Source organism: Parapedobacter sp. GCM10030251, from assembly GCF_042666505.1.
Classification (GTDB): domain Bacteria; phylum Bacteroidota; class Bacteroidia; order Sphingobacteriales; family Sphingobacteriaceae; genus Parapedobacter.
Window position 1 is genome coordinate 1,133,565 of the sequence record NZ_JBHTDN010000001.1, and the last position, 23,187, is coordinate 1,156,751.

The following is a 23,187-nucleotide window of genomic DNA, read 5'->3' on the forward strand; positions in this document are numbered from 1 at the left end:
AATCCAACAACCCGAAAGAGAAGAGTACAGCTTCTGGACGAGGTATAAGCGTTTTGCCGGAAATGAAATACTGCTTTACGTAATTATGGCAGTTGGCATTCTATTAGGTATTATTATATTTAGCTGATTTTCAATTTACCACATATCGAAACCTAACGTATTCCGCAAAGCAAATAACAATGAACCTCAATTTGAAACGTCCGTTGGCTTTTTTTGATCTGGAAACCACCGGTGTGAATGTATCCACGGATCGAATCGTTGAAATTTCCATTCTAAAGGTTTCTCCCGGAGATGTCGAAGCCGTCAAGACACTGAAAATAAATCCAGAGATCCCGATTCCATTGGAATCATCGATGTTTCATGGAATTTATGACGAAGACATCAAAGATGCACCTACATTTAAGGAGGTTGCCGCAGATTTGGCCGCTTTTATCGGGAGCGCAGATCTCGCAGGTTACAATTCCAACAAATTTGACATCCCGATGCTGATGGAAGAATTTATCCGTGCCGGTATCGATTTTTCGCTTGAGGGCAGACGTTTTGTTGACGTACAGAACATCTTTCATCAGATGGAACAGCGGACGTTGAAGGCGGCTTACCGTTTTTATTGCGGACAAGAATTAACGAACGCACATAGCGCCGAGGATGATGTCCGTGCCACGTATGAAGTATTGAAATCCCAATTAGATCGCTATAAAGATGTAGAATGGGAGGACAAGACCGGCAATAAATGCGTTCCCGTCGTCAATGATGTCGAAGCTTTGCATCATTTTACAAATCTGAGCCGTCCGGTAGACTTTGCCGGGAGAATGGTATTCAACGAGCAGGGGGAAGAGGTCTTCAATTTTGGAAAGCACAAAGGGCGAACCGTTGAAGAAGTGTTCAGCATAGAACCTAGCTATTACTCGTGGATAATGCAGGGTGATTTTCCATTATACACCAAAAAGTGCGTAGATAAAGTATGGCAACGGTTCCGTATTAAGCAGAAGCAACAGCGCCAGGCACCACCTACCCCGAAGGAAGCTGCCGCGAATGAAACCACCTCAACGGCGCCTCGTCGTCCCGACAAGCGCCCGGATAGACCGCATCGCCAACAGCAATCACAGGCGAAGCAAAAGCCCGGACCGATCACCGATGATATGCTGAAAAGCCTACAGGCGAAGTTTGGGAAATGACAAAGGGATGTTGAATGGATTCGGCGAATCCGTTATCTTTGCGTTTTATTTGTTTTGATGGGCTTATTAGCTCGGTTTTGACTTTGACTTCTTACCATGCCACAAGAAAGTGAACATATTAAATGCCTAATTATCGGTTCAGGTCCAGCAGGTTATACAGCTGCGATCTATGCCGCTCGTGCCGATTTGAAACCCGTATTGTATACGGGCATTGTCCCAGGTGGCCAATTGACACAGACCACTGAAGTAGAAAATTTTCCGGGCTATCCGGACGGCGTACAGGGACCGGAAATGATGGAAGATTTTCGGAAACAGGCAGAACGCTTTGGGACCGACATACGATTTGGTTACATCACATCGGTGGATTTTTCAGGCGATGTGCATAAAGTTGTCGTGGATGGTGAGCGAACGCTTACCGCTGACACGGTCATCATCGCTACCGGAGCTACCGCCAAATGGCTGGGGCTTGAAAGCGAACAAAAGTACAATGGCTTCGGAGTATCCGCTTGTGCTGTTTGCGATGGCTTCTTTTTTAAAGGTCAGGACATAGCGATCGTAGGCGCCGGTGACACAGCCGCTGAAGAAGCGACGTATCTCGCTAAGCTTGCCAGTAAAGTGCACATGTTGGTGCGACGAGATGAATTCCGGGCCTCGAAAGCCATGCAGCACCGTGTGTTAAACACCCCCAATATCGTGATCCATTATAACACGGAGACCAAAGAGATTGTGGGGGACGGACAAAACGTGACAGGGGTATTGGTTTACAATAATCAAACATTGGAAGAAAGCGTATTGCCCGTTACCGGTTTTTTCGTCGCCATCGGTCATAAACCCAACACCGAACTGTTCCATGGGATATTGGATATGGATGCCAATGGTTACCTAATCACAAAACCGGACAGCACACGCACCAATATCGAAGGCGTATTTGCTTGCGGTGATGTGCAGGATCACATATACCGGCAAGCGGTGACAGCCGCAGGAACGGGCTGCATGGCAGCCCTGGAAGCCGAGCGCTATCTAGCAGCCAAGGAATATACAATCGCATAAGCTATCTCGTCAGTAGACCGGCGAACCCGCTTCAAGCCATCGAGACCAGTTTTTATCATACACGTGAATCTCGGTGGTTTGTACGTCTTGGCTATTATAGAGGGGGTTTCCCTGATTGATCCATTCATATATGCCGCCGAACAGCATATAAACATGCCGATAGCCCGCCTTTCGGAGTTTTTCTCCGATGCGTTCGCTTCGGTTACCGATCGCACAATACACGACAAGCGTATCGGTCTTCGGAATGTCGTAGACGGTTCGCATATCAAACCAAATGTAGCCGACATGACGTGAATGCCGGATGTGGCTTACCTCGAATTCATCATCTTCGCGTGTATCCAGCAAGGTAACTCCCTGTTTTATCAATACTTTTAATTCTTCGACCGTCACGGCGGGTACACTGTGTCGGTATACACTGTTAAGCCGATCAGCAAACTCGGTATGAATCGTTGAGTCCTGCTGCAAGCCTCCGCAGATCACGTGCACCAGCGCAAATAGCTTCCACATTAGTCGGCCGCTCGTTCAAAATCCACAATGTTTGTACCCATATCCTCCACGGCTGTACCGGTCAAAGCCGCCGCCACAATGCTGGAACCGATGGCCGAACGATACCCGCCCGCGCAATGCACCGCAATCGGCTTGTCCGTAGGGATTTCATTCAGGCGTTCACGCAACTCCGGTAGAGGAATCTGTATTGCGTTTTCAAAAATTGGCTTGGATGCCGATTCCTGGCGGGTCCGTATATCCACGATATGGTATTCCTGTTGATGTTCAGCAAAGTGCGCGGGGTCGAAATGCGCCGATTTCAAGGGACCATCTGTAATTGGTAACGTTGCCTCGATCAACTGCTCATAACCGATCTTAGCGGCTTTTTCGAGCAGGGTTCGCAAGTGATCCTGATCGACAGCCAGCAGATAAAACCTTTCGTCGGGACTGATAATAGACCCCAGCCAGGTTTCAAATCGGGGTCCATCCGGTATGTTGATGGAGCCCGGAACATGCCCCGATCGAAATTGCTCCGCAGCACGGCCATCCACGATCATTATCCCGGATGCTAACTCCGTTAGGGCGGTTAGTGTCGGGATTGCTTTAATGCTCGGCAAGAAAGGGGCTGCACCCCGCTTGTTAAGCTTCACATCGTATGGAAAGTATTTCGGAACGAAAGGTAGCTGGTCCAATATCAGCGCCACAAACGCTTCCTCGGTCATGGGCTGAAAGGCATAGTTTTCGCGAATTTCCCGGCCAATCGTGCTGTAGCGGTCGTCACCTATATTTTTGCCGCAGAGCGAGCCCCGTCCGTGTGCCGGATATACCCGTACGTTGTGTGGAAGCTTCATCAGCTTTTCACGTATTGTATGGTATAATTGCCGGGCAAGAATATCGGCTTCCGCCTGAATGTTTCCTGCGTCTTTCCGCAGGTCCGGCCTTCCCACATCTCCCACAAATAGGGTATCGCCTGTAAAAAGGGCGTGGGGCTGGCCCTGTTCATCCAATAGCAGGACACTGATGCTATCGGGGGAGTGACCTGGAGTATGAATGGCCTGTAACACTACATTTCCCAATGGAATGCGATCGCCCTCGTCGAAGGGTATGTGGGGGTATTCCGCACCGGTCAGGCTGCTGGTGTAAATCGGAGCTTCGTTTAACTCGTACAGTTCCATATGCGAGCTAACAAAATCTGCGTGCGGATGGGTTTCGATAATCACGGATATCCGTGCATGATGGCTCGCCGCGAAATCAAGGTAAGGTTTCGGGGCCCGCCCGGGGTCTATCAATGCAATCTGGCCCTGGCTGATGATGGCATAGGAAGCCTGCGCCAGTCCTTCGTCATAAAATTGGTGTACATTCATCTGTGTGGCATTTACGAAACAAAGATAGGCAAATGTTTTTTGTGGATTTAATTTGTATTTTGGGCACATGGCATTGGACCAAAAACTCGTAGCGTGTATGCTAGGTAGCCTGGCGGCATTCGGCGCCTGGGCGCAAGACGACAGTCCTTTTACACAAGGCCGGGCGAAAGGCAAAATTTCTCATGCAGAAATCAATGAAGCTTCAGGCCTGGTGACCTCGGTAAAAAATCCCGGTTTCCTTTGGACGCATAACGACAGTGGCGACGCAGCGCGAATATTTTTGATTGACGATTCGGCACAGCTTAAAGCCACCTATTATTTGCAGGGAGTTACCGCCCGCGATTGGGAAGACATTGGCACGATGGCACGGTCGGAACGAAATTACCTGCTGGTGGGCGATATCGGCGACAACGGAGGTCGCCGCCCATATATAAAGGTGCATAGGATTGAAGAACCGGTGATGCACCGCCGGGAAATCTCAATCGATACCATCCCAAGGGAACACATTGCCACCTATGTATTGAAGTATGAAGACGGCCCGCGTGACGCCGAATCCTTATTTTTCGATCCGATAGACAATTACTTATATGTGATCAGCAAACGAGAATTGCGATCGGGCATTTATCGGACGGTTTTTCCGGAAACACCGACCGATACATTGGTTTTAAAGCACGTAGGCACGTTACCCCATACGTTTATTACTTCGGCAGATCTTAGTGAAGATGGGACCGAGATATTGATGAAGAACCTTTTGAATGTTTTTTATTGGCAACGATCGCCCGGTGAGTCCATCCCGCAGTCATTGAAACGGCCGGCAGTCCGGTTACCGTATCGACCCGAACCGCAGGGGGAAGCGGTCGCCTTTTCGCGGGATGGACGGGGCTATTATACATTAAGTGAAGCCCCGTTGGGTTTCACGGCTATTTTGTACTTTTACCCGCGGCAATCAAATCACTAATGAGCAAATGAACAGAAATAATGCAAGCAGCTTTCCGTGTGTTAAAAAAACAAATTATCGAATGAAACTCGTACTAACTTTGCTGGCGACTTTGTGCCTGGCTGACGTTTACGCAAGCCAGGTAGACACCGTGTCCGTGAACAGCCGCGTGATGAATAAAACCGTAAAAACCGTGGTCATTGTGCCAGAGAATTATGCGACGCTCGATTCTTTGCCCGTTGTATACCTTTTGCATGGGTACAGTGGTAACTATGCGGATTGGGTAACCAAAGTGCCCGAAATTAAAGAGCTCGCCGATCGGTACCAGTTTATGATTGTGTGCCCTGATGGAGGATACAGCAGTTGGTACTGGGACAGTCCGATTGACGAATCGTTTCGATACGAAACCTTTGTATCGCAGGAACTGGTGAATTGGGTCGACAGTAACTATAAAACAGTGAAAAGCCGTAAAGGCCGGGCAATTTCCGGACTGAGTATGGGTGGACACGGCGCGCTGTATCTTGCTATGCGACATCTGGATGTCTACGGGGCGGCGGGTAGTACCGCCGGGGGCGTGGATATTCGTCCGTTTCCACTTAACTGGGATATGGCCAAACGTCTTGGCAGGTATGCAGACCATCCCGAAAGATGGGAGGCACACACGGTAATCAATCAGTTACACAAACTCACGCCGGATACGTTAGCCTTGGTGATTGACTGTGGCACGAGTGATTTCTTTTATCCTGTCAATGAACAATTACATCAGAAGCTGCTGGACAGAAACATTCCCCATATGTATATCACCGGGCCCGGCGCACATAATTGGGCGTATTGGCAGCAGTCCATCGTTTATCAACTCCTGTATTTCCATACGATTTTTCGCCGATAAGTATCGTTGACTTCGTTAAATTGATTGATTAACAAATAGTTAAATCGAAAGTGTAAAAAATGTTGACTTTTTTGGATAAATTATTGACAAAGTCAATAAATTTTCCATATTTTTATTGCGCAAACGAACTAATTATAAACTTAAACAGGTCCCGGGGCTGTGAGGTAACCGGGGCTTTTTGTTTCCCCGCACCCGTAATTCACACATAATCGGCGGCTTGTATAAAATAAGACATCATGTTGAAGGCTTCCCTTGAATACCTCCATTCCCAAGACAACCACTCGTTTTGGTTGCGAAATTTCGGCCCTGAAGCTTTTGAGGCGCCCTACCATTTTCATCCCGCCTACGAATTAACGTATATTGTCAATGGCACTGGAAAACGGTATATCGGAAGCCATCAGAATGATTTCGGCGCGGGCGACCTGGTGCTTATTGGTCCAAATATTCCCCATTGCTGGAAACTGGAACCTGCCGATCAATCTGATGCCGGAGCAATTGTCGTCCAGTTTTCGGAAGCTACGCTGGGAGCAACGTTGTTAACCAAAAAAGAATTGGCAGCCGTCTCCAAATTCCTGGAATATGCAACGATTGGCGTCTGCTTTGAAAATTCTATTTCGGGAAGCATAGGGCAGCAACTGCGTATCTTGGACCAAAAGACGGAATTTTATCGCTTTACCGGATTGTTGGAAGTTTTACAACAGCTTTCGGAAGCCCCAACATGTACGGTATTCAGTCCGCAAAATGCGGTCGCCATCCAGCACAGCGTTTCTCAACAACGATTAAGCCCTGTTTTTGCTTATTTGGTAGAAAGTTACCGAGGCAAGGTTTCTTTGGAAAAAGCAGCATCCCTTGCCCATATGACCCCGCAAGCTTTTTGTAAGTATTTCAAAAAGGCCACCAGAAAGACATTTATGGAAACGGTTATGGAATATAGAATCAACTACGCCGCACAACAATTGACACAGACCGATAAGCCCGTGTCTGAAATTTCATTCCAAAGCGGGTTTCCAGATGTATCATTTTTTTACCGCGCATTCAAAAGAATGATGAAATTCAGTCCGTCGGATTATCGGCGCCGGTTTATCCAACACTAAAGTAACAACGGATTCAAATGTGAGTCGGCAAGTGATCCCGGAGCCTTATTGTCCAACCAGGTTTTCAGGTCATTCTCCTGAAACTGATGTTGCGGCGGCGAAATCCTTGTGCCGTCTGCGTAATAGATAATCGTCATTACTTCACGCATCCGATCGCTGTGATTCCCGGGGGCATTGTGAATGGTGAAACCGGTATGCCAGGTAGCGTCCCCTGCTTTCAGGGCTGCGGGCCTAACCAACGGAAATCGATGTTGACGGACATATTGTTCAAATGCATCCTCTGATTCGTCAGAGATCACCAAATCGGATACCGCTCCATTGTGATGGGATCCGGAAGCAAAAGTCAGCATTCCCATTTCCGGATTTGGAATGTCTACCAAAGGCATCCACATCGTGATTGTTTTGTTCGTGGCCAACGGCCAATAGTTTTGATCTTGGTGCCAGGGAGTAGGACCACCCCCCGGTTCCTTGAAAAGTGCTTGGTCGTGATATAGCCTCACATTTTTTACCTCCAGTAAGGTAGCTGCCATGTGCGCGAAGCGTTTGGCAAACACGAATTTTTTGATCGTGTCCTCTACACGCCATAGATTCATTATCTGTAGAAATGCCTTACCATACGTATCGCGTTCAGACAGACTTCGCTTTTCTTCGTTGCGTTGATTCACGGCGCTGCTTATTACGCGCCGATACGCCGCTACTTCTCCCGCATTCAGTACATTTAACGTCTGTATATGACCGTTTCGCTTAAATTCTTGGACGTGTTCATCGTGGATCTCATACCGATCGTCCAAATTGGGCAATGCATTCAAGGCTGCTTCCATCATATTCGTGTTTATAACAACAAATGACGGAAACAACCTAACTGTAACCAATGAATAAGTTAATCAAATTATGGATTATATTATCCAATAGATCAAAAATGCTTTTCGTTCCGGACAAGATAAACAATCCAATCCGTAATCGCTTATCCGTTCCGGTTTCCTTCTAGTTCCTGTTGTTGGCGGAGCTGATCCACATTATTTTTAGCCCCGAAGTCCTCGGTTGTCTCGGCAAAAGCATTTAACAGTTCCGTAATGGCGTCGGAGTTTTCAGCCGTGCGTTGGTAGATGTCCGGCAGTATCTTTTCCAGCCGGCTATCGCCTAATTCGATGTTATCCACCTCGATTTTGCCGATTTTCTCCAATACCGCTTGTCCACTTCTTTTTAAATCTTCCAATTCTCGGACGATTTTTTCCATCAACTCAAATTTCTTTAATTTATCCATAACATCCGTTTTTATTGTGATTAAACAGCAAATAGGGAAAAATGTTTTTGATAAACTAATAATTTAGTTATATTGCGAAAGTTTTAGTTGATAATATCGGAGGCTCTATGAAATGGTTGGTTTTTGCCTTTTTTCAATTTTATTTACGTTTCTGTGGCTTCATTGCACATGCACAACAACCTATGCAACCCGACAACAACAAACTGCTCGAATTTTACCAGACCCAGCAGTATCGGGTAGCGGCTCAATATCTAAAAACGTTCTATTCCGACACAATCGTTGATCCGGCAGTACTGGGCCGCTTGGGTTACTGTTACAGGATGGCAGGTGATTATGCGGAAGCCGAGCGCTACTACCTCCGGTTGTACAGATTGGATAGCTTACGGATCTCGACGTTGTTAAATTTGGCAACCATCAATGTGCAGCGTCGGAAGTATCTGCCAGCAACGGTATACTACCGACAGGTCATAGCACTGGATACGACGCATGCTGCAGCGTATGAAGCACTTTCGGAATTAATGAAAAGGAAGGGAGACCTAGGGCTGGCCTACACGTATCTGGAACGAGCAAATGATCTCCAGCCTTCAAACAGCGATATTGCCTATAATTTTTCGCAGCTGTGCGTAAACGTCGAACAATATGCAAAAGCAGATTCGGTCTTGCAGTTAGCGTTGGAAACGGATCCAGACAACGGATTACTCCTATTAGGTAAACTTCGGGTTGCCGAAAAGCGAAAGAACTACCCGGAAATGGTCACAATAGGCGAGCAATTGCGTACGCTTGGCGACGAAAGTCAACAGGTGCTTTCGCTACTTGCCCGCGGATATTTTCACACCGATAAATTGGCGGATTGTGAAAAAACATACAATCACCTGGTGGCCTTGTATAAGGAGATGGGGGAGATAGACTATTATTATCTTGCCATGGCCTATAAAGGCATGAAGCAATACAAACAAGGTCTGACGTATATGGATAAGGTGCTGGAAATGGCGGTCTCGCCAAACACAGCCTTTTATTACGGACGCAAGGCCGACCTCCATGACCTCGCCAATCAGCCTTCCGCAGCCGCATCCAGTTACCTGCGGAGCTTTCAGTTTGAAACCATACCTCTCCATTATTACAGCCTCGCCGTGATCTATGACCGGAAATTGAATGATTCCAGCCATGCCTTACGATACTACCGTTTGTACCTCAAACAGGAGCCAACGAAAGCGGAAGAGCGATACCGTACGTACGTCAAGCAGCGGATAGAAGAACTACGTCCGTCTTCCAATCAATAGGCATATGGTATCATTACTTCGGACGGGGGACGAGTGTCAATAGAAACAGACTATCCGCGATCGCCCGGACGTTGTGCGGTATTCCCTCATGCAGGGTAACCATTTGGCCCTCCCGCAATTGCACCGCTTCATCCGTCGTTCCGAACTGAATATCTCCTTCCAGAACCTGCACACTAATGGTACCATCTGCTGTGTGAGTAGGGAGTTCCGCACCGCTATGCAGCGCAATGAGTACCAGACGCATATGATCCGACTTAAAAACTGTGATCGCATTCCGGGTACCGTTCAGCCATGCGGGTTCACTTTTAATTTGCCTCATGAATTTTGGAAGGTCGATAGTCACTAAAGGTGCATCCACCAACCGTTCTCCTTCCGGACGTTGTGGCGTCGATTCATTCATTTTTTCTTCCATGGTTGCCGACTTTCGTTTACACTAAGGTAAATATAGTAAAATGCAAAAGAAAACAACGAATATCGGGCCTGTGATCCAGTAGGGATGGGCTTCAAATATACGTGATAGAACGTTGTCTTTATTGTTAGTCCGTTTGCCCAAGCAAGCCTGACTCACCGTCTTAAACAACAAAACCCCGCGTTGCGGGGCTTCTTTTGTGTTGCGGAGAGGGAGGGATTCGAACCCTCGATACGCTCAACACGTATACACACTTTCCAGGCGTGCTCATTCGACCACTCTGACACCTCTCCGAATGGCTGCAAAAGTAAACGTTTATTTTAGTATTTCAAATGAAAATAGCTAAGGTTGGTTTTTGTCTGTTGCAAATACGCTTAAAGTTCGTCTTTCTCATAACCGCCCATGCAATCCATACAAGCATTTGCATAGGCATCATACTCGTCATAGGCGGCACCGGGCTTACCAAACAGCGTAATGATCCGATCTACGCGTATTTTGGTTTCGGTATTCAACGTAATAAACAGCCCCTGATTTTTCTCTTCTTCCATACGTAAAACAATGCCCTCAGCTTCGCAAATTCCTTCATCAGAACAGAAATAAAAGATCTTACCCTGCGTCTTTTTTTCGATCTCCTCCTCAATCACTTCCCGGTACTCCCAGGCGACAGGTAAGTACGATGGGTTACGGGATGTCTCTTTTAAGTTCATTTGTTCCGAATAATCACTATAGATAATCACAGTCTGTATCGTTAATAACGTTCTCACTTTTGTCAATATTGTGCCGGCAAAACATGTATCGTTAGCTTACCACATCTGGCCCCCAATTTGGGAATTACCGAGTCAAAAGATACGGATGGGAAACCGTCGGCATGGAACGGATGGTTGACCGGAAAACGCATACAGGAAAGCACAGGATAACCCGTCAAAAGTATTTCGTATTTTTATCCGCATATTTATAAACCAAAATAACTAAAACGTGGCATTTTTTAGGTACGGGAAGATAATTGGAGCTGTTAGCGCTTTTCTGGTATACACTACGGTAGTCTTTGCAGAACCCGTCGTTACAGAAACAGCCACGTCTGCAGAAAACCTTTGGTGGGGCTGGGAGTTTTTGGGGCGATTACACCCGATCATCGTTCATTTTCCGGTATCGTTGCTCTTGATCGCTGCGGCTATGGAAATCCTGACGTTCCGCAAGTTCCAATCGCCTCTACGTGCCGGCATCAATTGGTTGGTTTTCATCGGAGCGGGAGGTAGCATCATAGCGGCTATTTTTGGGTGGCTGCTGGCTTCGTCCGGCAGCTACGGCGGAGATACCTTTGCGGCACATCAGTGGATCGGCATCGCCACGGCTGTATTGGGGGGACTGACCGCCCTATTTCTTTGGATGGGAATCCGCAGCAAGCAGGCAGCCTACGTAAAGGCTTATCAAGCCTTGTTAATACTCGCGACGGTTGGCGTATCGGTGGCCGGCCACTACGGAGGTTCGCTCACACACGGACAGGATTACTTACTCAGCGTCACTCCGTGGGCTTCGGAAGGCGATGAGTCGCTAGCAGGCATCGGTGGTCCTTCAACACCGGTCGAATGGCAATCTTTTGCAAGCTTGGACAGCTTGGATAGCGAACAGGAAACGAATCTGAATCTGGCGGTTCGGGCGATCCTCGCTCATCATTGTTTTCAGTGCCACAGCAGTGACAAAACCGAGGGGAAACTACGGCTGGATCAAAAGGAACTGGTATTCAAAGGAGGTGAATCAGGTCCTGTTATCATTCCGGGCGACGTTCAGAAAAGCGAACTGGTGCGGCGTATCACGCTGCCGGCGGGGCACAAGGAAGCAATGCCGGGAAAGGGCAAGCCGTTGGGTGAAAACGACATCGCCCTGATAAAACTTTGGATCGAAAAAGGTGCTCCCTGGCCAGACCAAGCAACGAGCATTTTCCGGGTGGCGCCGCTAGCACCACGGCACCCTCAGCTGCCGGTAGCGGAAGCGGGACTCGAAAATCCCTTGGATTTATGGGTCAATGAATACTTCAAAAAGAACAAACTTCCATGGCCTACTGTCGTGGACGATCGGGTATTTCTGAGACGCGTCTATTTCGATTTGATTGGCCTGCCACCCAGCCCTCAGCAGTTGGCCGATTTCCAATCGAATCCCGATCCTGACAAACGCCAACGCGTGGTGGAAGAATTATTGGCCCGGGATAACGATTATGCTGCGCATTGGACCACCTTCTGGAATGATTTGTTGCGCAACGACTATACGGGCCCCGGTTACATCACCAATGGACGTTTCAACATCTCTGATTGGTTATATAGATCGCTGGTCAACAACAAGCCTTATGACCAGTTTGTGAGGGAACTGATTGCACCCAATGAGGCATCGAAAGGGTTCATCAAAGGTATCGAATGGCGCGGAGCCGTAAATAGCAGCCAAACCACGGCGATGCAGGCAGCACAGAACGTTTCCCAGGCATTATTGGGGGTCAATCTCAAATGTGCGTCATGCCATGATAGTTTTGTCAGCGATTGGAAGCTGGATGATGCCTACGCATTCGCCAATATCTTTTCGGAAAAACCATTGGAAATCAATCGATGTGATATTCCGACTGGAAAGATGGCGGATACACGGTTGCTGTGGCCTGAGTTGGGAAATATTTCTGCCGGTGCTTCCATCCAGCAGAAATCCGAAGAACTGGCCAAAGCGCTCACCCAGCCCGAAAATGGACGGATCTATCGCACGTTGGTGAATCGTATATGGGCGCAATTGATGGGACGGGGAATTGTGGCCCCCACCGATGAAATGGACAAAGCACCTTGGAGCCAAGATTTGCTGGACTGGATGGCGGTCTATTTTGTCGAGCAGGGATACGATATCAAAAAACTTCTTTACCTGATTACGACATCGAGAACGTATCAATTGCCTTCGGTATCAGTTGCTGATCCGGCGACGATCAATACCGATAAATTTGTATTCAACGGGATGTTAAAGCGCAAACTTACCGCAGAGCAGTTTGCCGATGCGGTAAGTATGGTCGTACATCCGGTCTATTCAGTGGCGGCGCTTAAGTACAATCCCCAAGGCGATGAAGCAGGTTTCAAAAACACGAACCCTTTTGTGCGTGCTGCCTTCGTGCAGAACGATCCCTTTCTAACTGCATTGGGCCGCCCAAGCCGCGAAAACATTACAAGCGTGCGCGAAAGCCAGGCGACTCTGCTGCAGGCCATGGAGCTAACAAACGGAGCCTTGCTGAACGAAACCCTGATAGCGGGTGCACAGAAATGGGCAGCCGGTTATGAGAACCCCGAATCACTTACCGAGGGAATATTCAAACAAAGTTTCGGACGCATGCCTACAGAGGATGAACGGCGCATCGCAAAAGAGATATTAACCAACGGCGTGGATACCAATGCCGTAGAGGATTTATTGTGGGCTGTCATATTATTGCCTGAGTTTCAATTTATTGAGTGAAAGTCATGAAGCATTACTATAATAGAAGAGATTTCTTAAAAACGGCAGGTGCCGGAACATTGGCGGCACTTGCCGCGGGAGCGCCGCTTTCTGGATTTCTAAGTTCCTGTTCCGGCAAACAGGGCGGCGCCGATGCGGTCATTCTGCTGTGGATGGCCGGCGGAATGGCGCACACTGATACGTTTGACCCGAAAGCATATACGCCCTTTGAGAAGGGATTGGATTCGAATCGTGTATTGAGTACGTTCAAATCCGTACCCACAGCACTTGACGGCATCCATTTTTCCGAGGGACTGGAATCCATCGGGGCGTTGATGGATAAGGGTACGTTGATAAGGTCCTATGTGGCAGCCGATTTGGGACATATCCTTCATTCGAGGCACCAATATCATTGGCATACCTGCTACGAGCCCCCGCAAACCGTAGCCGCTCCGCATATCGGCGCTTGGATCGCGCAGGAGTTAGGGCCAAAAAACCCGGTAATCCCTGCCTTTATCGACATCGGCCAACGGATGACTGTGGGAGAGGCCGAAGAACTTAAAGCTTTTCATACCGCCGGATTCCTGGGCAGCGAATACGGTCCGTTCATGATACCTGATCCTTCTTCCGGCTTGGATGCGGTAAAACCTCCGGCAGGGATGTCGTTCAGCCGGTTTGAACGGCGTAATCAGCTGTACACAGATCTATTGAACCAGAACGCCATTGGAGCCTATGGTAGTGACTATCAAAAAGAGTCATTCAAGCGATCGATGGAACAAGCCTACATGTTGCTCAAATCGCCCGAAGCTAAGGCATTTGACCTGCACGACGAACCGAAGGAAAGTTACGACATCTACAACACCGGGAGGTTTGGTCTTGGCTGCCTGATGGCACGCAGGTTGATCGAGCAAGGGGCGCGGTTTATCAGTGTAACAACTGAATACGAACCGTTTATGGGCTGGGATACACACGAAAACGGACATACCCGTGCAAGAGATATGAAAAAGCTCATTGACGCGCCGGTAGCCCAGCTGATCAAAGATCTGGACCGCAGCGGACATCTTGACCGTACTTTGGTGATCATTGCAAGCGAATTCAGCCGTGACATGGTTATGGAAGGCCGCCCCGGCGCCGAAGTAAAACACCAGGTAGATCAACCCGATGTTATCAACGACATTAAAAACTACGGGATGCACCGGCATTTTACCGACGGGTGTTCGATGCTCATGTTCGGCGGTGGCATTAAAAAGGGATTCGTGTACGGAAAAACTGCGGATGAGCGTCCCTGCAAAACCATCGAAAAGCCCATACGCATCGAACAGGTGCACCAGTCCATCTATCATGCCCTGGGTATTGATCCGCAAAAACACGCGGTTATCGAAGGCCGACCATTTTATACGACGCCGGATGGCGTACATAAACCGGAACTCGAATTTTTTAGTTCTTGAAGTCTGAACCGTCTACCACTGCGGATCGCTTGCCTAGATATGGAGATTCTCCGGTACCGGAAAGTGTAAATGCATCGTGTTGCTTCAGGTATCCCCAATGATGCGCCACGCTATCGCCTTCAAAATCGCCGGAGGGGATGGGTATACGGGTGAGGGTTCCGTCGCTGTCTTCCACAAATAACTGAAAGTCGTCGAAATAGAATCGGCCTCGACGGCTATAGAGCCCGCCAAAAGCCAGGAATTCCGCATCCAGATCGATGGTTCCTTCAATGGCATATACCTGCCATTGGCTGTTTCGAATGGGCTTATCCATCATGTTGTAAAAAAAACCGGTACGTTTGTTCTTCCGGTCGACCCGCGCCCAGATCTCGGCTTCTGCCGTCGAATCCAAAAGTTCAACCTTTACGGCCGCCTGAAGCCGGAAATGTTTGCCCTGATGCGCCTCCACCGGAACGCGTTGAGCAAAGGCACCCCAGTCATCAGCCGGCTGAGCCGATACTAAAAAGGGCAGAAGGAGCAGCCAGCCGATGGGTAGGGATACACGATGTCTCATAGCGGCAAAGATATGCAGCTTGCGGGGCATCGCCCATTTTTTAACATTCATTAACGGTGAGCACGAAGCGAGGTGTCAAAACGTCGCCTGCAATTCGGCTTTCCGTTCACCGTTTTTGCCAAGCTTCCATTTCGGGCCATCGCTGACCAGCTCGGTAACCCTTTTTCCCAAGGTTGGGTCGGTTGCTTGGACAAGCTGGATATCAATGGGACATCCGTTGTCATCAATGGTGAAGGTTAAATGCACGGTGCCTTTAAACCCACCAGCTTGCCCGACACCCCGCTTCAGGTAACGATGGTACGCCCGCCAGCCCGCTAACGGCTCAGGTTTGATTACTTCCGCTCCATAACCAACCACCACGGTTTCGTCAAGAGACGTCCTGGACGGTTCCATAAGCAAGATAATAGTATCTTTATCCGCGATCTTTATCCCTTGCAATTCATAGCCCAAGAATTCAGCATTCAACCCACCAATGGGACCCTTGATGGCAAACAGACCGGATGAGTCGGTAATTACCGTATGGTTTTCAGCAAGTTCCACCGTCACACCCGATAACGGTTTTTGTGTTTCCGCGTCCACGACCTTGCCCGTGATGGTATCCGGTTTCCCATGGCGGCTAACGCCGCGGATCCGGATTGATGTGGATGAATCTGTAGCCTTTCTACCGGTTTCATGCAACTGGATACCGGGTGCACGTGCCGCCAGGGCCCGCTCGTTTAACTGTGCTTGCGTATCGATTTCTTCCACCTGTGTGCGCATAACAACACCGGTCTGGGCCGATTCCTTGCTAGCAACCGCACCTATCAATTCCGATTTTTTCTGAGTACCGTAATCGACCACTACTACGGTTTCGTCCGCAGTATCCATGGACTGTGCTTGTTTTTCGGTTTGCATCGCTATCCGATCCGAGCGATCGGGAGATGCCGGTTCTTCGGATTGCGGCGCCTGCTCGGCTGTGGTGGTTTCGTCGCTGGATTCAGGGACAGCGTACCGCTCCAAACGCTGCCGCTCATCGGTGCCCAGCTGCTCGTCCACCTCCGGCGGTACCGATGCGGTTGCGGGCGTTTGCTCAAACGAGCGCCACTGCGTGAACCACCAGGTGCTAAGCGTAAAGGCTACCAATATCGATGCTGCGATGGCCCAGCGCTGGGCAGAACTGAGTCTACGCACGCGGCCCTGTCCTGTGCGAGCAACCATGCGCTTGCGGATGGCTTCGAGGTTACCTTCGTGTACATCTTCGGGCGCGCCTTCCATCCCCAGTATGATATCCATCAGCGCGGGGTCGTCCTGCGCCTGCCGCTCCAATGCATACATTTCGCGGGGGCTGAGCTCCCCGCGAAGGTATCGCTTTATTAATCCAATGTCCACCTTACCTTTTTCCATCGCTCGCCTCCATGCACAGTTTTAAATTCCGCTTGCCGTTCTGGATATAGCTTTTCACCTCGTTCATGCTGTATCCCGTGATTTCAGCTATCTCCTTGTAGCACTTTTCGTTCAGATAAAACAAATCAACGCTCCGTTTTTGTTTTTCCGGCAGCCGTTCCATGCATCGTTCCAACGCAGAAAGTTGCCGTTCTTTTTCCCCTGCGTCGTCTTCCGGATGCATCGGCATCGGAAATTCCACATAATCGTCAATAGAAATCTGCTGCCGGTTTTTTTCCGAACGCAACTGCATGAGGCAATGATTGCGGCTAAGCACATAAAGCCAACTGCCGAATTTCTGAATTTCCTGCTTATTGACCTTGTGAATGAGTTCCTCGAAAATTTGCATGACCGCATCCTTACTTCGCTCACTGTCCTGTAGATAACGCATGCATACGTAATAGACCATTTCGGCATGCGCGTCATACAACCTGCCCAGAACGGCTAAATCGCCGGTCTCGCGATAGCGCCTGAGGAGCACATCGTCGTCATCTTCTTTCTTTTTGGACTTGCTTAACCAACCCATTGCCGGGTGAAATTAGTTTTTTTTCACGGTTTATGGAAATCTCCGACACCGTGCATCCTTCGCCAAAATTTATGGTTATGAAGTCGATCCTTTTTTTTGCAACATTGCTGACGCTATCCTTGGCCGGATTCCGGTCCACCACGCCGCTGATTATCAGTGGCAGGGTGTATGACCAACAGACCGGAGCAGCAATCGCCGGTGTTTCTGTCTTCGTAGAAGGCACCGAAACCGCCACCCAAACCGATTCCCTGGGGAAATATTCAGTTTCTGCCGAAGCCGGAAATTTCCTGATTTTCAGCTATGTTGGATATGATACCAAACGGATAAAGATCGGGAAGCAGGCACCCTTGGACGTTCAGCTGAATCCGTCAAAAGTTTCGTTGGAAGAAACAGTCACCATCGGCTATCGCGCACTTGCCGGTAAGGCTTTGGCCGGTCATACCGCTGGTATCCGTATCCGGGGTACCGCTGATGCGGCATATATCCGCCGTATGCCTCGGCCTGTCGACACCGAATCCTACAAGGGGATCACGGAAAATCGTTTCTTCAATCCCCTCGAGGAGCCGCTATCCACTTTTGCCATCGATGTAGACGCCGCTTCGTACAGCAATTTCCGCCGGTTCATTAATAATGGGCAATTGCCGCCGACGGATGCCATCCGGATCGAGGAAATGATCAACTATTTCCAATACGAGCTGCCGGGACCGACCGGCAGCGAGCCGGTGGCTATTCATACCGAGTTGGCCATAGCACCCTGGAATCCCAAACATCAGCTGCTGCGTATTGGCCTAAAAGCAAAATCGGTTCCCACCGAGAAACTACCTCCATCCAACCTAGTATTCTTGATCGACGTATCCGGGTCTATGATGGGAAGTAACCGTCTACCCTTGGCGCAGGTATCCATGAAAATGCTTGTGGACCAACTCCGCTGTCGCGATCAGGTCGCTATTGTCACCTATGCCGGATCGGCCGACGTAGCGCTGGAAAGCACGCCCGGGAGTCAGAAAACCAAAATCAAAGACGCAATCGATGCGCTGCATGCGGCTGGATCTACGGCAGGGGGCGCAGGCCTGCAGCTGGCCTACCGCATCGCCCAGCAACATTTTATTAAGGGAGGAAATAACCGCATCATCCTCGCTTCCGATGGAGACTTCAACGTAGGCCCATCCAGCGATAGTGACATGGAGCAGCTCATTACACGGGAGAGAAAGAGCGGCGTAAGCCTTTCCGTGCTGGGCTTCGGCATGGGAAATTTGAAGGACAGCAAGATGGAACTATTGGCAAATCAGGGCCATGGAAATTACGCCTATATCGACAACAGCACCGAGGCTCGCAAAGCCATGGTTACTGAGTTTGGCGGCACGCTTTTTACGGTCGCCAAAGATGTGAAAGTACAGGTCGAATTCAATCCGGGGAAAGTGCAGGCCTATCGGCTCGTGGGCTATGAAAACCGCTTGCTGGAAAAGGAAGATTTCAACAACGACGAAAAACTCGGTGGCGACATGGGAGTAGGGCATACGGTCACGGCACTTTACGAAATCGTGCCCGCAGGGGTGAAGAGCACCTACCCCGGTGACGTAGATCCGTTGAAATACCAGCCCGTGAAAGCGCGGCCATCGGCGAGCAACCATCGCGAGGTGGCCACTGTTAAGTTTCGATATAAAGATCCCGACGGCGACAAAAGTCGGTTGCAACAAGTAACCGTGGTCGATAAGCCTGTAGCTTTGGCAAGCGCTACCAAGGATTTTCGCTTTGCCAGTGCCGTGGCCGAACTGGGTATGCTGCTGCGCGATTCGGACTATAAACAGCAGGCAGATTATAACCAGCTGATCGCCCGGGCTCGAGGTGCCAAAGGCGAGGACGGTGAAGGGTACCGGGCCGAATTTATCCGCTTGGCGGAAAGTGCGAAGCTGCTTGCAGCAAGTCACCGGTAAAATCCCATACTGGGTTTAGGGCTGCTCGCCAATCGGTTTGCCTCGTCGAACAGCTTAGCCAATATTTATGTAACGGATGTCAACGGAAACACTCAATGCGGCACAATGTGCGACAACATTTCCATCACTTTCGCCAGGCCGGGTGCAGTCTTCCGACGGACATTTGAAGGTGATTAACTTCGTACCTTTTTTTGCCTTTCTCCTGACATTTACTATAAACCGACTAAGGTACGACTAAGCCGTATCTATTAATACCTTAGGTACACGTTAGGCACCGCTTACGTACGGCATAGCAGATGGCAGGAGAAAGGCACAAGAAAGTCGGGAGAAAGTCGGGCATTAATGTACCGGTCTCCGGAAAGCCGGCGCCGTCCATGCGTCAGCCAACCTTCCCTTACCCTTCCTTCAGGCGCTAATCCCTATGTCCCGCATATACTGCCGTAAAAAGGCCGAGAAGCGGCAGCTTAGCGAAGGGACAGCGGCTGTATAGCGGGAGAAAGGCACATAGGGAAGGAAATTGAAGCTGCCGTAAAGGATGACAGCAAAAAAATTAAAATTCCTCGTTTACGTACACGTTTTTTTTCTATACTTGCCTTCAGCAAACCGCGCGTAGGGGCATGGAAAGTAACATGCCAAAACAAAGTAGGATCGCTCGATTATAAACACAGCAGCATCTGGCGTAACCAGATAATTTTGAGGGACGGCATAGGAGGAGAAAAGCACATCACCAGGAACTGGCTGATGTAATGTGAGTTTACGGTTACGTACACGCAAAAAAATGAATTACATACGAAACGGATTTAACAAAAATGAATATGGAAACTTTGCAGTTAAAAAAGGGAAGGTCGACAACCCGTATGTTGATCTCGGCATTACTTCTAATCGTCTTATTACCCTGCACGCTGTGGGCGCAGCAGGGACGAACGATTTCCGGTGCCGTCAGTAACGAACAGCAGGAACCGTTACAAGGTGTAAAGGTTCAGGTAAGGGGATCGGACAAAGCTACGTCAACCGATGATGGCGGCCGATTCACGCTAGAAGTCGGCCCGGAGGATGTATTGGTATTTACCTATATCGGTTATGAAACAACCGAGCGGTCAGTCGGCCAGCAAACCCAACTTAACGTAGTGATGACCGAGTCCGTTTCGGAATTGGACGAGGTGGTGGTGGTGGGCTATGGTACGGTGAAGAAAAGCTCCGTAACGGCAGCGATCTCCAAGGTTGAAAACAAAAATCTTGACCAAATGCCAGCGGGTCGCCCCGAACGGGCGCTGGTAGGCAGAATGGCCGGCGTCAGCATCTCGGATGCGCGGAGTACCCCCGGTGCCGCGCCGATCATACGGATCCGCGGGGCAGGTTCCATTTCCGCAAGCAACGATCCGTTGGTGGTGATCGATGGTTTTCCGGGTGGTAGCTTGGCCAACATTAACATGAATGACGTACAGTCCATTGAGGTCCTGAAAGACGCTTCCTCTTCGGCCATCTACGGCTCCAGGGGGGCGGGCGGGGTGGTCCTTGTAACGACCAAGCGCGGGTCGGGAAAAGCGCGTCTCAATGTCGATGCCTATGCGGGATTTTCTTCACCGATCCTACACGACGATTGGCTGATGGGTAAGGAGTGGTATGATTACCTGGTGAAATATCAGAATCGGGAATTTGCCTGGTCGGGAGGGGATGTGTCCCTGCCGATGTATGGCGATGCAAGAAGACCGGTTACCTATCAGGTAAATCCGCTGACCTACGAACTGCCCCAGACGAATTGGCAGAACGAAATTACCCAAAATGCACCGATCCAAAATTACAACCTGTCTATCAGCGGCAGCAAGGAGGATACCAAATACTACGTCTCAGCAGCCTATAAAGACGAAGTGGGTAATGTCAAGACAGCTGGCTACAAGCAATATGGATTGAGAGCGAATATCGATGCCAAAATCAACGATGTAGTCAGTATGGGAGCCGAGTTGAGCCCGAACTATAACACCCGTCGGATAGCGGGCAGCGACATGGTCTCCCTGGTTAAGTATCCGCCTTTCGTTCCGCCGGTTGATGAAACCGGCAAATACCCAAGAACGCAGGATTATATTCCTACCGGTCACTCGGGCCAGGCAAGTCCTTATACGTTCTTGTATGGAACAAATAGTAATGTTAAAAACTTCAATAACCTGGCCCGGGTATTTGTCAATGTAAACCTGATGGAAGGATTGACGTTCAACACATCGGTGGGCGCAAATATCAATTTTAATTCGACAGACTATTTCCGTGGAGGAGCCGGCGACGACCTGGTCCCGACACAGGGAACGGCCAGTGATTACCAGAGCTTTAACCTGGTGAACGAAAATACCTTGAATTATACGAAAACATTTGGCGATCGCCACGATTTTACGGCCCTGTTGGGCGCATCCTATCAGCGGCAAACGTCCCGGTCGACCACTATGGGTGCCGTAACCGGGTCGTACAATAACGAAATCATCCAAACATTAAACAATGCCATCATCAACCCTTCGGCCACTAACAGTTCGAAGTCACAGTGGGGACTGGTGTCGTATTTCGGGCGGATTAACTACGCCTATGACGGCAGATATCTGTTCGCAGGGTCGATCCGGACGGATGCTTCTTCCCGGTTCGGTCCGGAAAACAAGTGGGCGTTGTTTCCATCGCTATCCGCTGCGTGGCGTGTATCCGAAGAGGAGTTTTTCAGCGGAATTGCCGCAATCAATGAGTTGAAGCTGCGTGCAAGCTATGGCGTAACCGGTAATTTCAACATAGGCGACTTTGCTTACCTTGGGCAAATGAGTTACGTACCGTATTCACCAGGAAATTCATTGGTGAACGGTCATGTCATTTCAACGCTGGAGAACCGTCGACTGGGCTGGGAAAAAACACACAGCTACGACGTCGGCCTCGAATTGGGACTGTTCAATAGCCGGATTTATCTGAATGTGGATCTTTACAATAAAAACACGACCGACTTGCTTTATAACGTGTCGGTGCCCGGTATCACCGGATTCACCAGTACCATCACGAATGTGGGCGAAGTCAACAACCGAGGCATCGAGTTGGAACTAACCACGCAGAACCTTACCGGTCCGGTGAACTGGCAAACCTCCTTTAACGTCACGCGCAACATCAACAAAGTGGTCAATCTGGGAGATGTCTCCGAACGGATCTATAACCATTCGCTGGGTATGAGCTGGATTCTCCGGGAGGGAGCTCCGATGTTCTCGTATTACGGCTATAAGATGGATGGCATTTACCAAACCGAGGAACAAATTGCGGCAAGTCCGCATTTGCCGGGTGCCAAGCCGGGCAACCCGATTATCAAAGACCGGAATAACGATGGCCGGATAGACCCTCAGGATAAAGTAATCCTGGGAAACTTCCAGCCTAAATTTATACTGGGACTGGCCAACGACCTTTCATGGAAAAGCTTCGACCTAAGCTTCATCGTCCAGACTTCGCTGGGCGCCAAGATGTTCAATTTGGAGAATCAATACTACGAGGGAAATACATTGGGTGCCATGCGGCGTTCGTTGTCTGTTAACCAGTGGTGGTCCGTAGATGAGCCGGGCGATGGAAAAACACCGGCGGCGGCATTAAGCCAGTTAACACAATACAACGCCAACACGGACTACTATGTTGAAAATGCTTCGTTTCTCGCGCTCCGAAATCTGAATGTTGGGTATACCTTTTCGGACCGTGTCTCCAAGCGGCTGGGCATGAGTAGATTGCGGGCCTATGCAACGATGAACAATCTGCTGCTGATCAAGAGTAAAGAAAACCATTCGTATAATCCGGAAGGTTTTACAGGAGGGGAGATCGATGGCATTAACAGTATCCCCGGCTTTAATTCCGGATCGGAGCCTGTAACCCGGATTTTTGCATTAGGTGTCAATGCTAGCTTTTAAT

At 49.4% G+C, this 23,187-nt stretch carries 19 protein-coding genes and 1 tRNA gene; 10 read left to right on the top strand and 10 right to left on the bottom strand.

The window, feature by feature from the left end; all coding sequences use genetic code 11:
• Positions 1 to 179 precede the first annotated feature (179 nt).
• Positions 180 to 1,175 carry an exonuclease domain-containing protein gene (locus ACFQRK_RS05040; protein WP_379004281.1) on the top strand — a complete coding sequence of 332 codons (996 nt, stop codon included), beginning with the start codon at positions 180 to 182 and terminating at the stop codon, positions 1,173 to 1,175.
• Positions 1,176 to 1,271: 96 nt separating this feature from the next.
• A complete protein-coding gene (trxB, locus tag ACFQRK_RS05045) occupies positions 1,272 to 2,225 on the top strand; it encodes a thioredoxin-disulfide reductase (RefSeq protein WP_379004283.1) in 954 nt (317 codons plus the stop codon).
• A 9-nt stretch (positions 2,226 to 2,234) separates the two neighbouring features.
• Here trxB and ACFQRK_RS05050 read toward each other — a convergent pair whose 3' ends face one another.
• Both ACFQRK_RS05050 and ACFQRK_RS05055 read right to left on the bottom strand, forming a co-directional pair.
• Entirely contained in the window at positions 2,235 to 2,732 is a 498-nt protein-coding gene (locus tag ACFQRK_RS05050) for a rhodanese-like domain-containing protein (protein WP_379004285.1), read from the bottom strand.
• The gene (locus ACFQRK_RS05055; protein ID WP_379004287.1) at positions 2,732 to 4,075 is read right to left on the bottom strand and encodes an MBL fold metallo-hydrolase; all 1,344 of its coding nucleotides are present in this window, start codon (positions 4,073 to 4,075) and stop codon (positions 2,732 to 2,734) included. Before ACFQRK_RS05055 ends, ACFQRK_RS05050 begins: the two co-directional genes overlap by 1 nt.
• 67 nt (positions 4,076 to 4,142) lie before the next feature.
• On the opposite strand from ACFQRK_RS05055, the gene ACFQRK_RS05060 reads away from it, so the two are divergent.
• From ACFQRK_RS05060 to ACFQRK_RS05070, 3 genes are all read left to right on the top strand, one after another.
• Positions 4,143 to 5,033 (top strand): hypothetical protein, encoded by an 891-nt coding sequence (locus tag ACFQRK_RS05060; RefSeq protein WP_379004289.1) that lies wholly within the window; start codon positions 4,143 to 4,145, stop codon positions 5,031 to 5,033.
• Between the two features lie 61 nt (positions 5,034 to 5,094).
• On the top strand, positions 5,095 to 5,901 hold the full coding sequence (locus ACFQRK_RS05065; protein ID WP_379004291.1) for an alpha/beta hydrolase: 807 nt from the start codon (positions 5,095 to 5,097) through the stop codon (positions 5,899 to 5,901).
• Positions 5,902 to 6,137: 236 nt separating this feature from the next.
• Positions 6,138 to 6,995, top strand: a complete 858-nt coding sequence (locus tag ACFQRK_RS05070; RefSeq protein WP_379004293.1) for an AraC family transcriptional regulator — start codon at positions 6,138 to 6,140, stop codon at positions 6,993 to 6,995.
• Here the strand turns inward: ACFQRK_RS05070 and ACFQRK_RS05075 are convergent.
• Both ACFQRK_RS05075 and ACFQRK_RS05080 read right to left on the bottom strand, forming a co-directional pair.
• Positions 6,992 to 7,819, bottom strand: a complete 828-nt coding sequence (locus ACFQRK_RS05075) for a phytanoyl-CoA dioxygenase family protein (protein ID WP_379004295.1) — start codon at positions 7,817 to 7,819, stop codon at positions 6,992 to 6,994. The genes ACFQRK_RS05070 and ACFQRK_RS05075 overlap by 4 nt on opposite strands.
• A gap of 140 nt (positions 7,820 to 7,959) precedes the next feature.
• Entirely contained in the window at positions 7,960 to 8,259 is a 300-nt protein-coding gene (locus ACFQRK_RS05080; RefSeq protein WP_379004297.1) for a hypothetical protein, read from the bottom strand.
• A gap of 107 nt (positions 8,260 to 8,366) precedes the next feature.
• Between ACFQRK_RS05080 and ACFQRK_RS05085 the strand changes: the two genes are divergently transcribed.
• On the top strand, positions 8,367 to 9,539 hold the full coding sequence (locus tag ACFQRK_RS05085; protein ID WP_379004299.1) for a tetratricopeptide repeat protein: 1,173 nt from the start codon (positions 8,367 to 8,369) through the stop codon (positions 9,537 to 9,539).
• A 13-nt stretch (positions 9,540 to 9,552) separates the two neighbouring features.
• Here the strand turns inward: ACFQRK_RS05085 and ACFQRK_RS05090 are convergent, their stop codons facing one another.
• From ACFQRK_RS05090 to ACFQRK_RS05100, 3 genes are all read right to left on the bottom strand, one after another.
• Entirely contained in the window at positions 9,553 to 9,951 is a 399-nt protein-coding gene (locus ACFQRK_RS05090) for a cupin domain-containing protein (RefSeq protein ID WP_379004301.1), read from the bottom strand.
• A 202-nt stretch (positions 9,952 to 10,153) separates the two neighbouring features.
• Positions 10,154 to 10,241: transfer RNA gene (locus tag ACFQRK_RS05095), tRNA-Ser, on the bottom strand.
• An 81-nt stretch (positions 10,242 to 10,322) separates the two neighbouring features.
• Positions 10,323 to 10,712, bottom strand: a complete 390-nt coding sequence (locus ACFQRK_RS05100; RefSeq protein WP_379004303.1) for a hypothetical protein — start codon at positions 10,710 to 10,712, stop codon at positions 10,323 to 10,325.
• A 211-nt stretch (positions 10,713 to 10,923) separates the two neighbouring features.
• On the opposite strand from ACFQRK_RS05100, the gene ACFQRK_RS05105 reads away from it, so the two are divergent.
• Both ACFQRK_RS05105 and ACFQRK_RS05110 read left to right on the top strand, forming a co-directional pair.
• Positions 10,924 to 13,419 carry a DUF1549 domain-containing protein gene (locus ACFQRK_RS05105; RefSeq protein ID WP_379004305.1) on the top strand — a complete coding sequence of 832 codons (2,496 nt, stop codon included), beginning with the start codon at positions 10,924 to 10,926 and terminating at the stop codon, positions 13,417 to 13,419.
• 5 nt (positions 13,420 to 13,424) lie between these two features.
• The gene (locus tag ACFQRK_RS05110) at positions 13,425 to 14,846 is read left to right on the top strand and encodes a DUF1501 domain-containing protein (RefSeq protein WP_379004307.1); all 1,422 of its coding nucleotides are present in this window, start codon (positions 13,425 to 13,427) and stop codon (positions 14,844 to 14,846) included.
• On the opposite strand, the gene ACFQRK_RS05115 is transcribed toward ACFQRK_RS05110, so the two are convergent.
• From ACFQRK_RS05115 to ACFQRK_RS05125, 3 genes are all read right to left on the bottom strand, one after another.
• Positions 14,836 to 15,399, bottom strand: a complete 564-nt coding sequence (locus ACFQRK_RS05115; protein WP_379004309.1) for a hypothetical protein — start codon at positions 15,397 to 15,399, stop codon at positions 14,836 to 14,838. The genes ACFQRK_RS05110 and ACFQRK_RS05115 overlap by 11 nt on opposite strands.
• A gap of 75 nt (positions 15,400 to 15,474) precedes the next feature.
• Complete coding sequence (locus tag ACFQRK_RS05120) at positions 15,475 to 16,782, bottom strand: carboxypeptidase-like regulatory domain-containing protein (RefSeq protein WP_379004311.1); 1,308 nt, start codon at positions 16,780 to 16,782, stop codon at positions 15,475 to 15,477.
• Positions 16,769 to 17,347, bottom strand: a complete 579-nt coding sequence (locus tag ACFQRK_RS05125) for an RNA polymerase sigma factor (protein ID WP_379004312.1) — start codon at positions 17,345 to 17,347, stop codon at positions 16,769 to 16,771. Before ACFQRK_RS05125 ends, ACFQRK_RS05120 begins: the two co-directional genes overlap by 14 nt.
• 77 nt (positions 17,348 to 17,424) lie before the next feature.
• Between ACFQRK_RS05125 and ACFQRK_RS05130 the strand changes: the two genes are divergently transcribed.
• Both ACFQRK_RS05130 and ACFQRK_RS05135 read left to right on the top strand, forming a co-directional pair.
• The gene (locus tag ACFQRK_RS05130) at positions 17,425 to 19,281 is read left to right on the top strand and encodes a von Willebrand factor type A domain-containing protein (protein ID WP_379004314.1); all 1,857 of its coding nucleotides are present in this window, start codon (positions 17,425 to 17,427) and stop codon (positions 19,279 to 19,281) included.
• Positions 19,282 to 20,096: 815 nt separating this feature from the next.
• Positions 20,097 to 23,186, top strand: a complete 3,090-nt coding sequence (locus tag ACFQRK_RS05135; protein ID WP_379004315.1) for a SusC/RagA family TonB-linked outer membrane protein — start codon at positions 20,097 to 20,099, stop codon at positions 23,184 to 23,186.
• Position 23,187 lies beyond the last annotated feature (1 nt).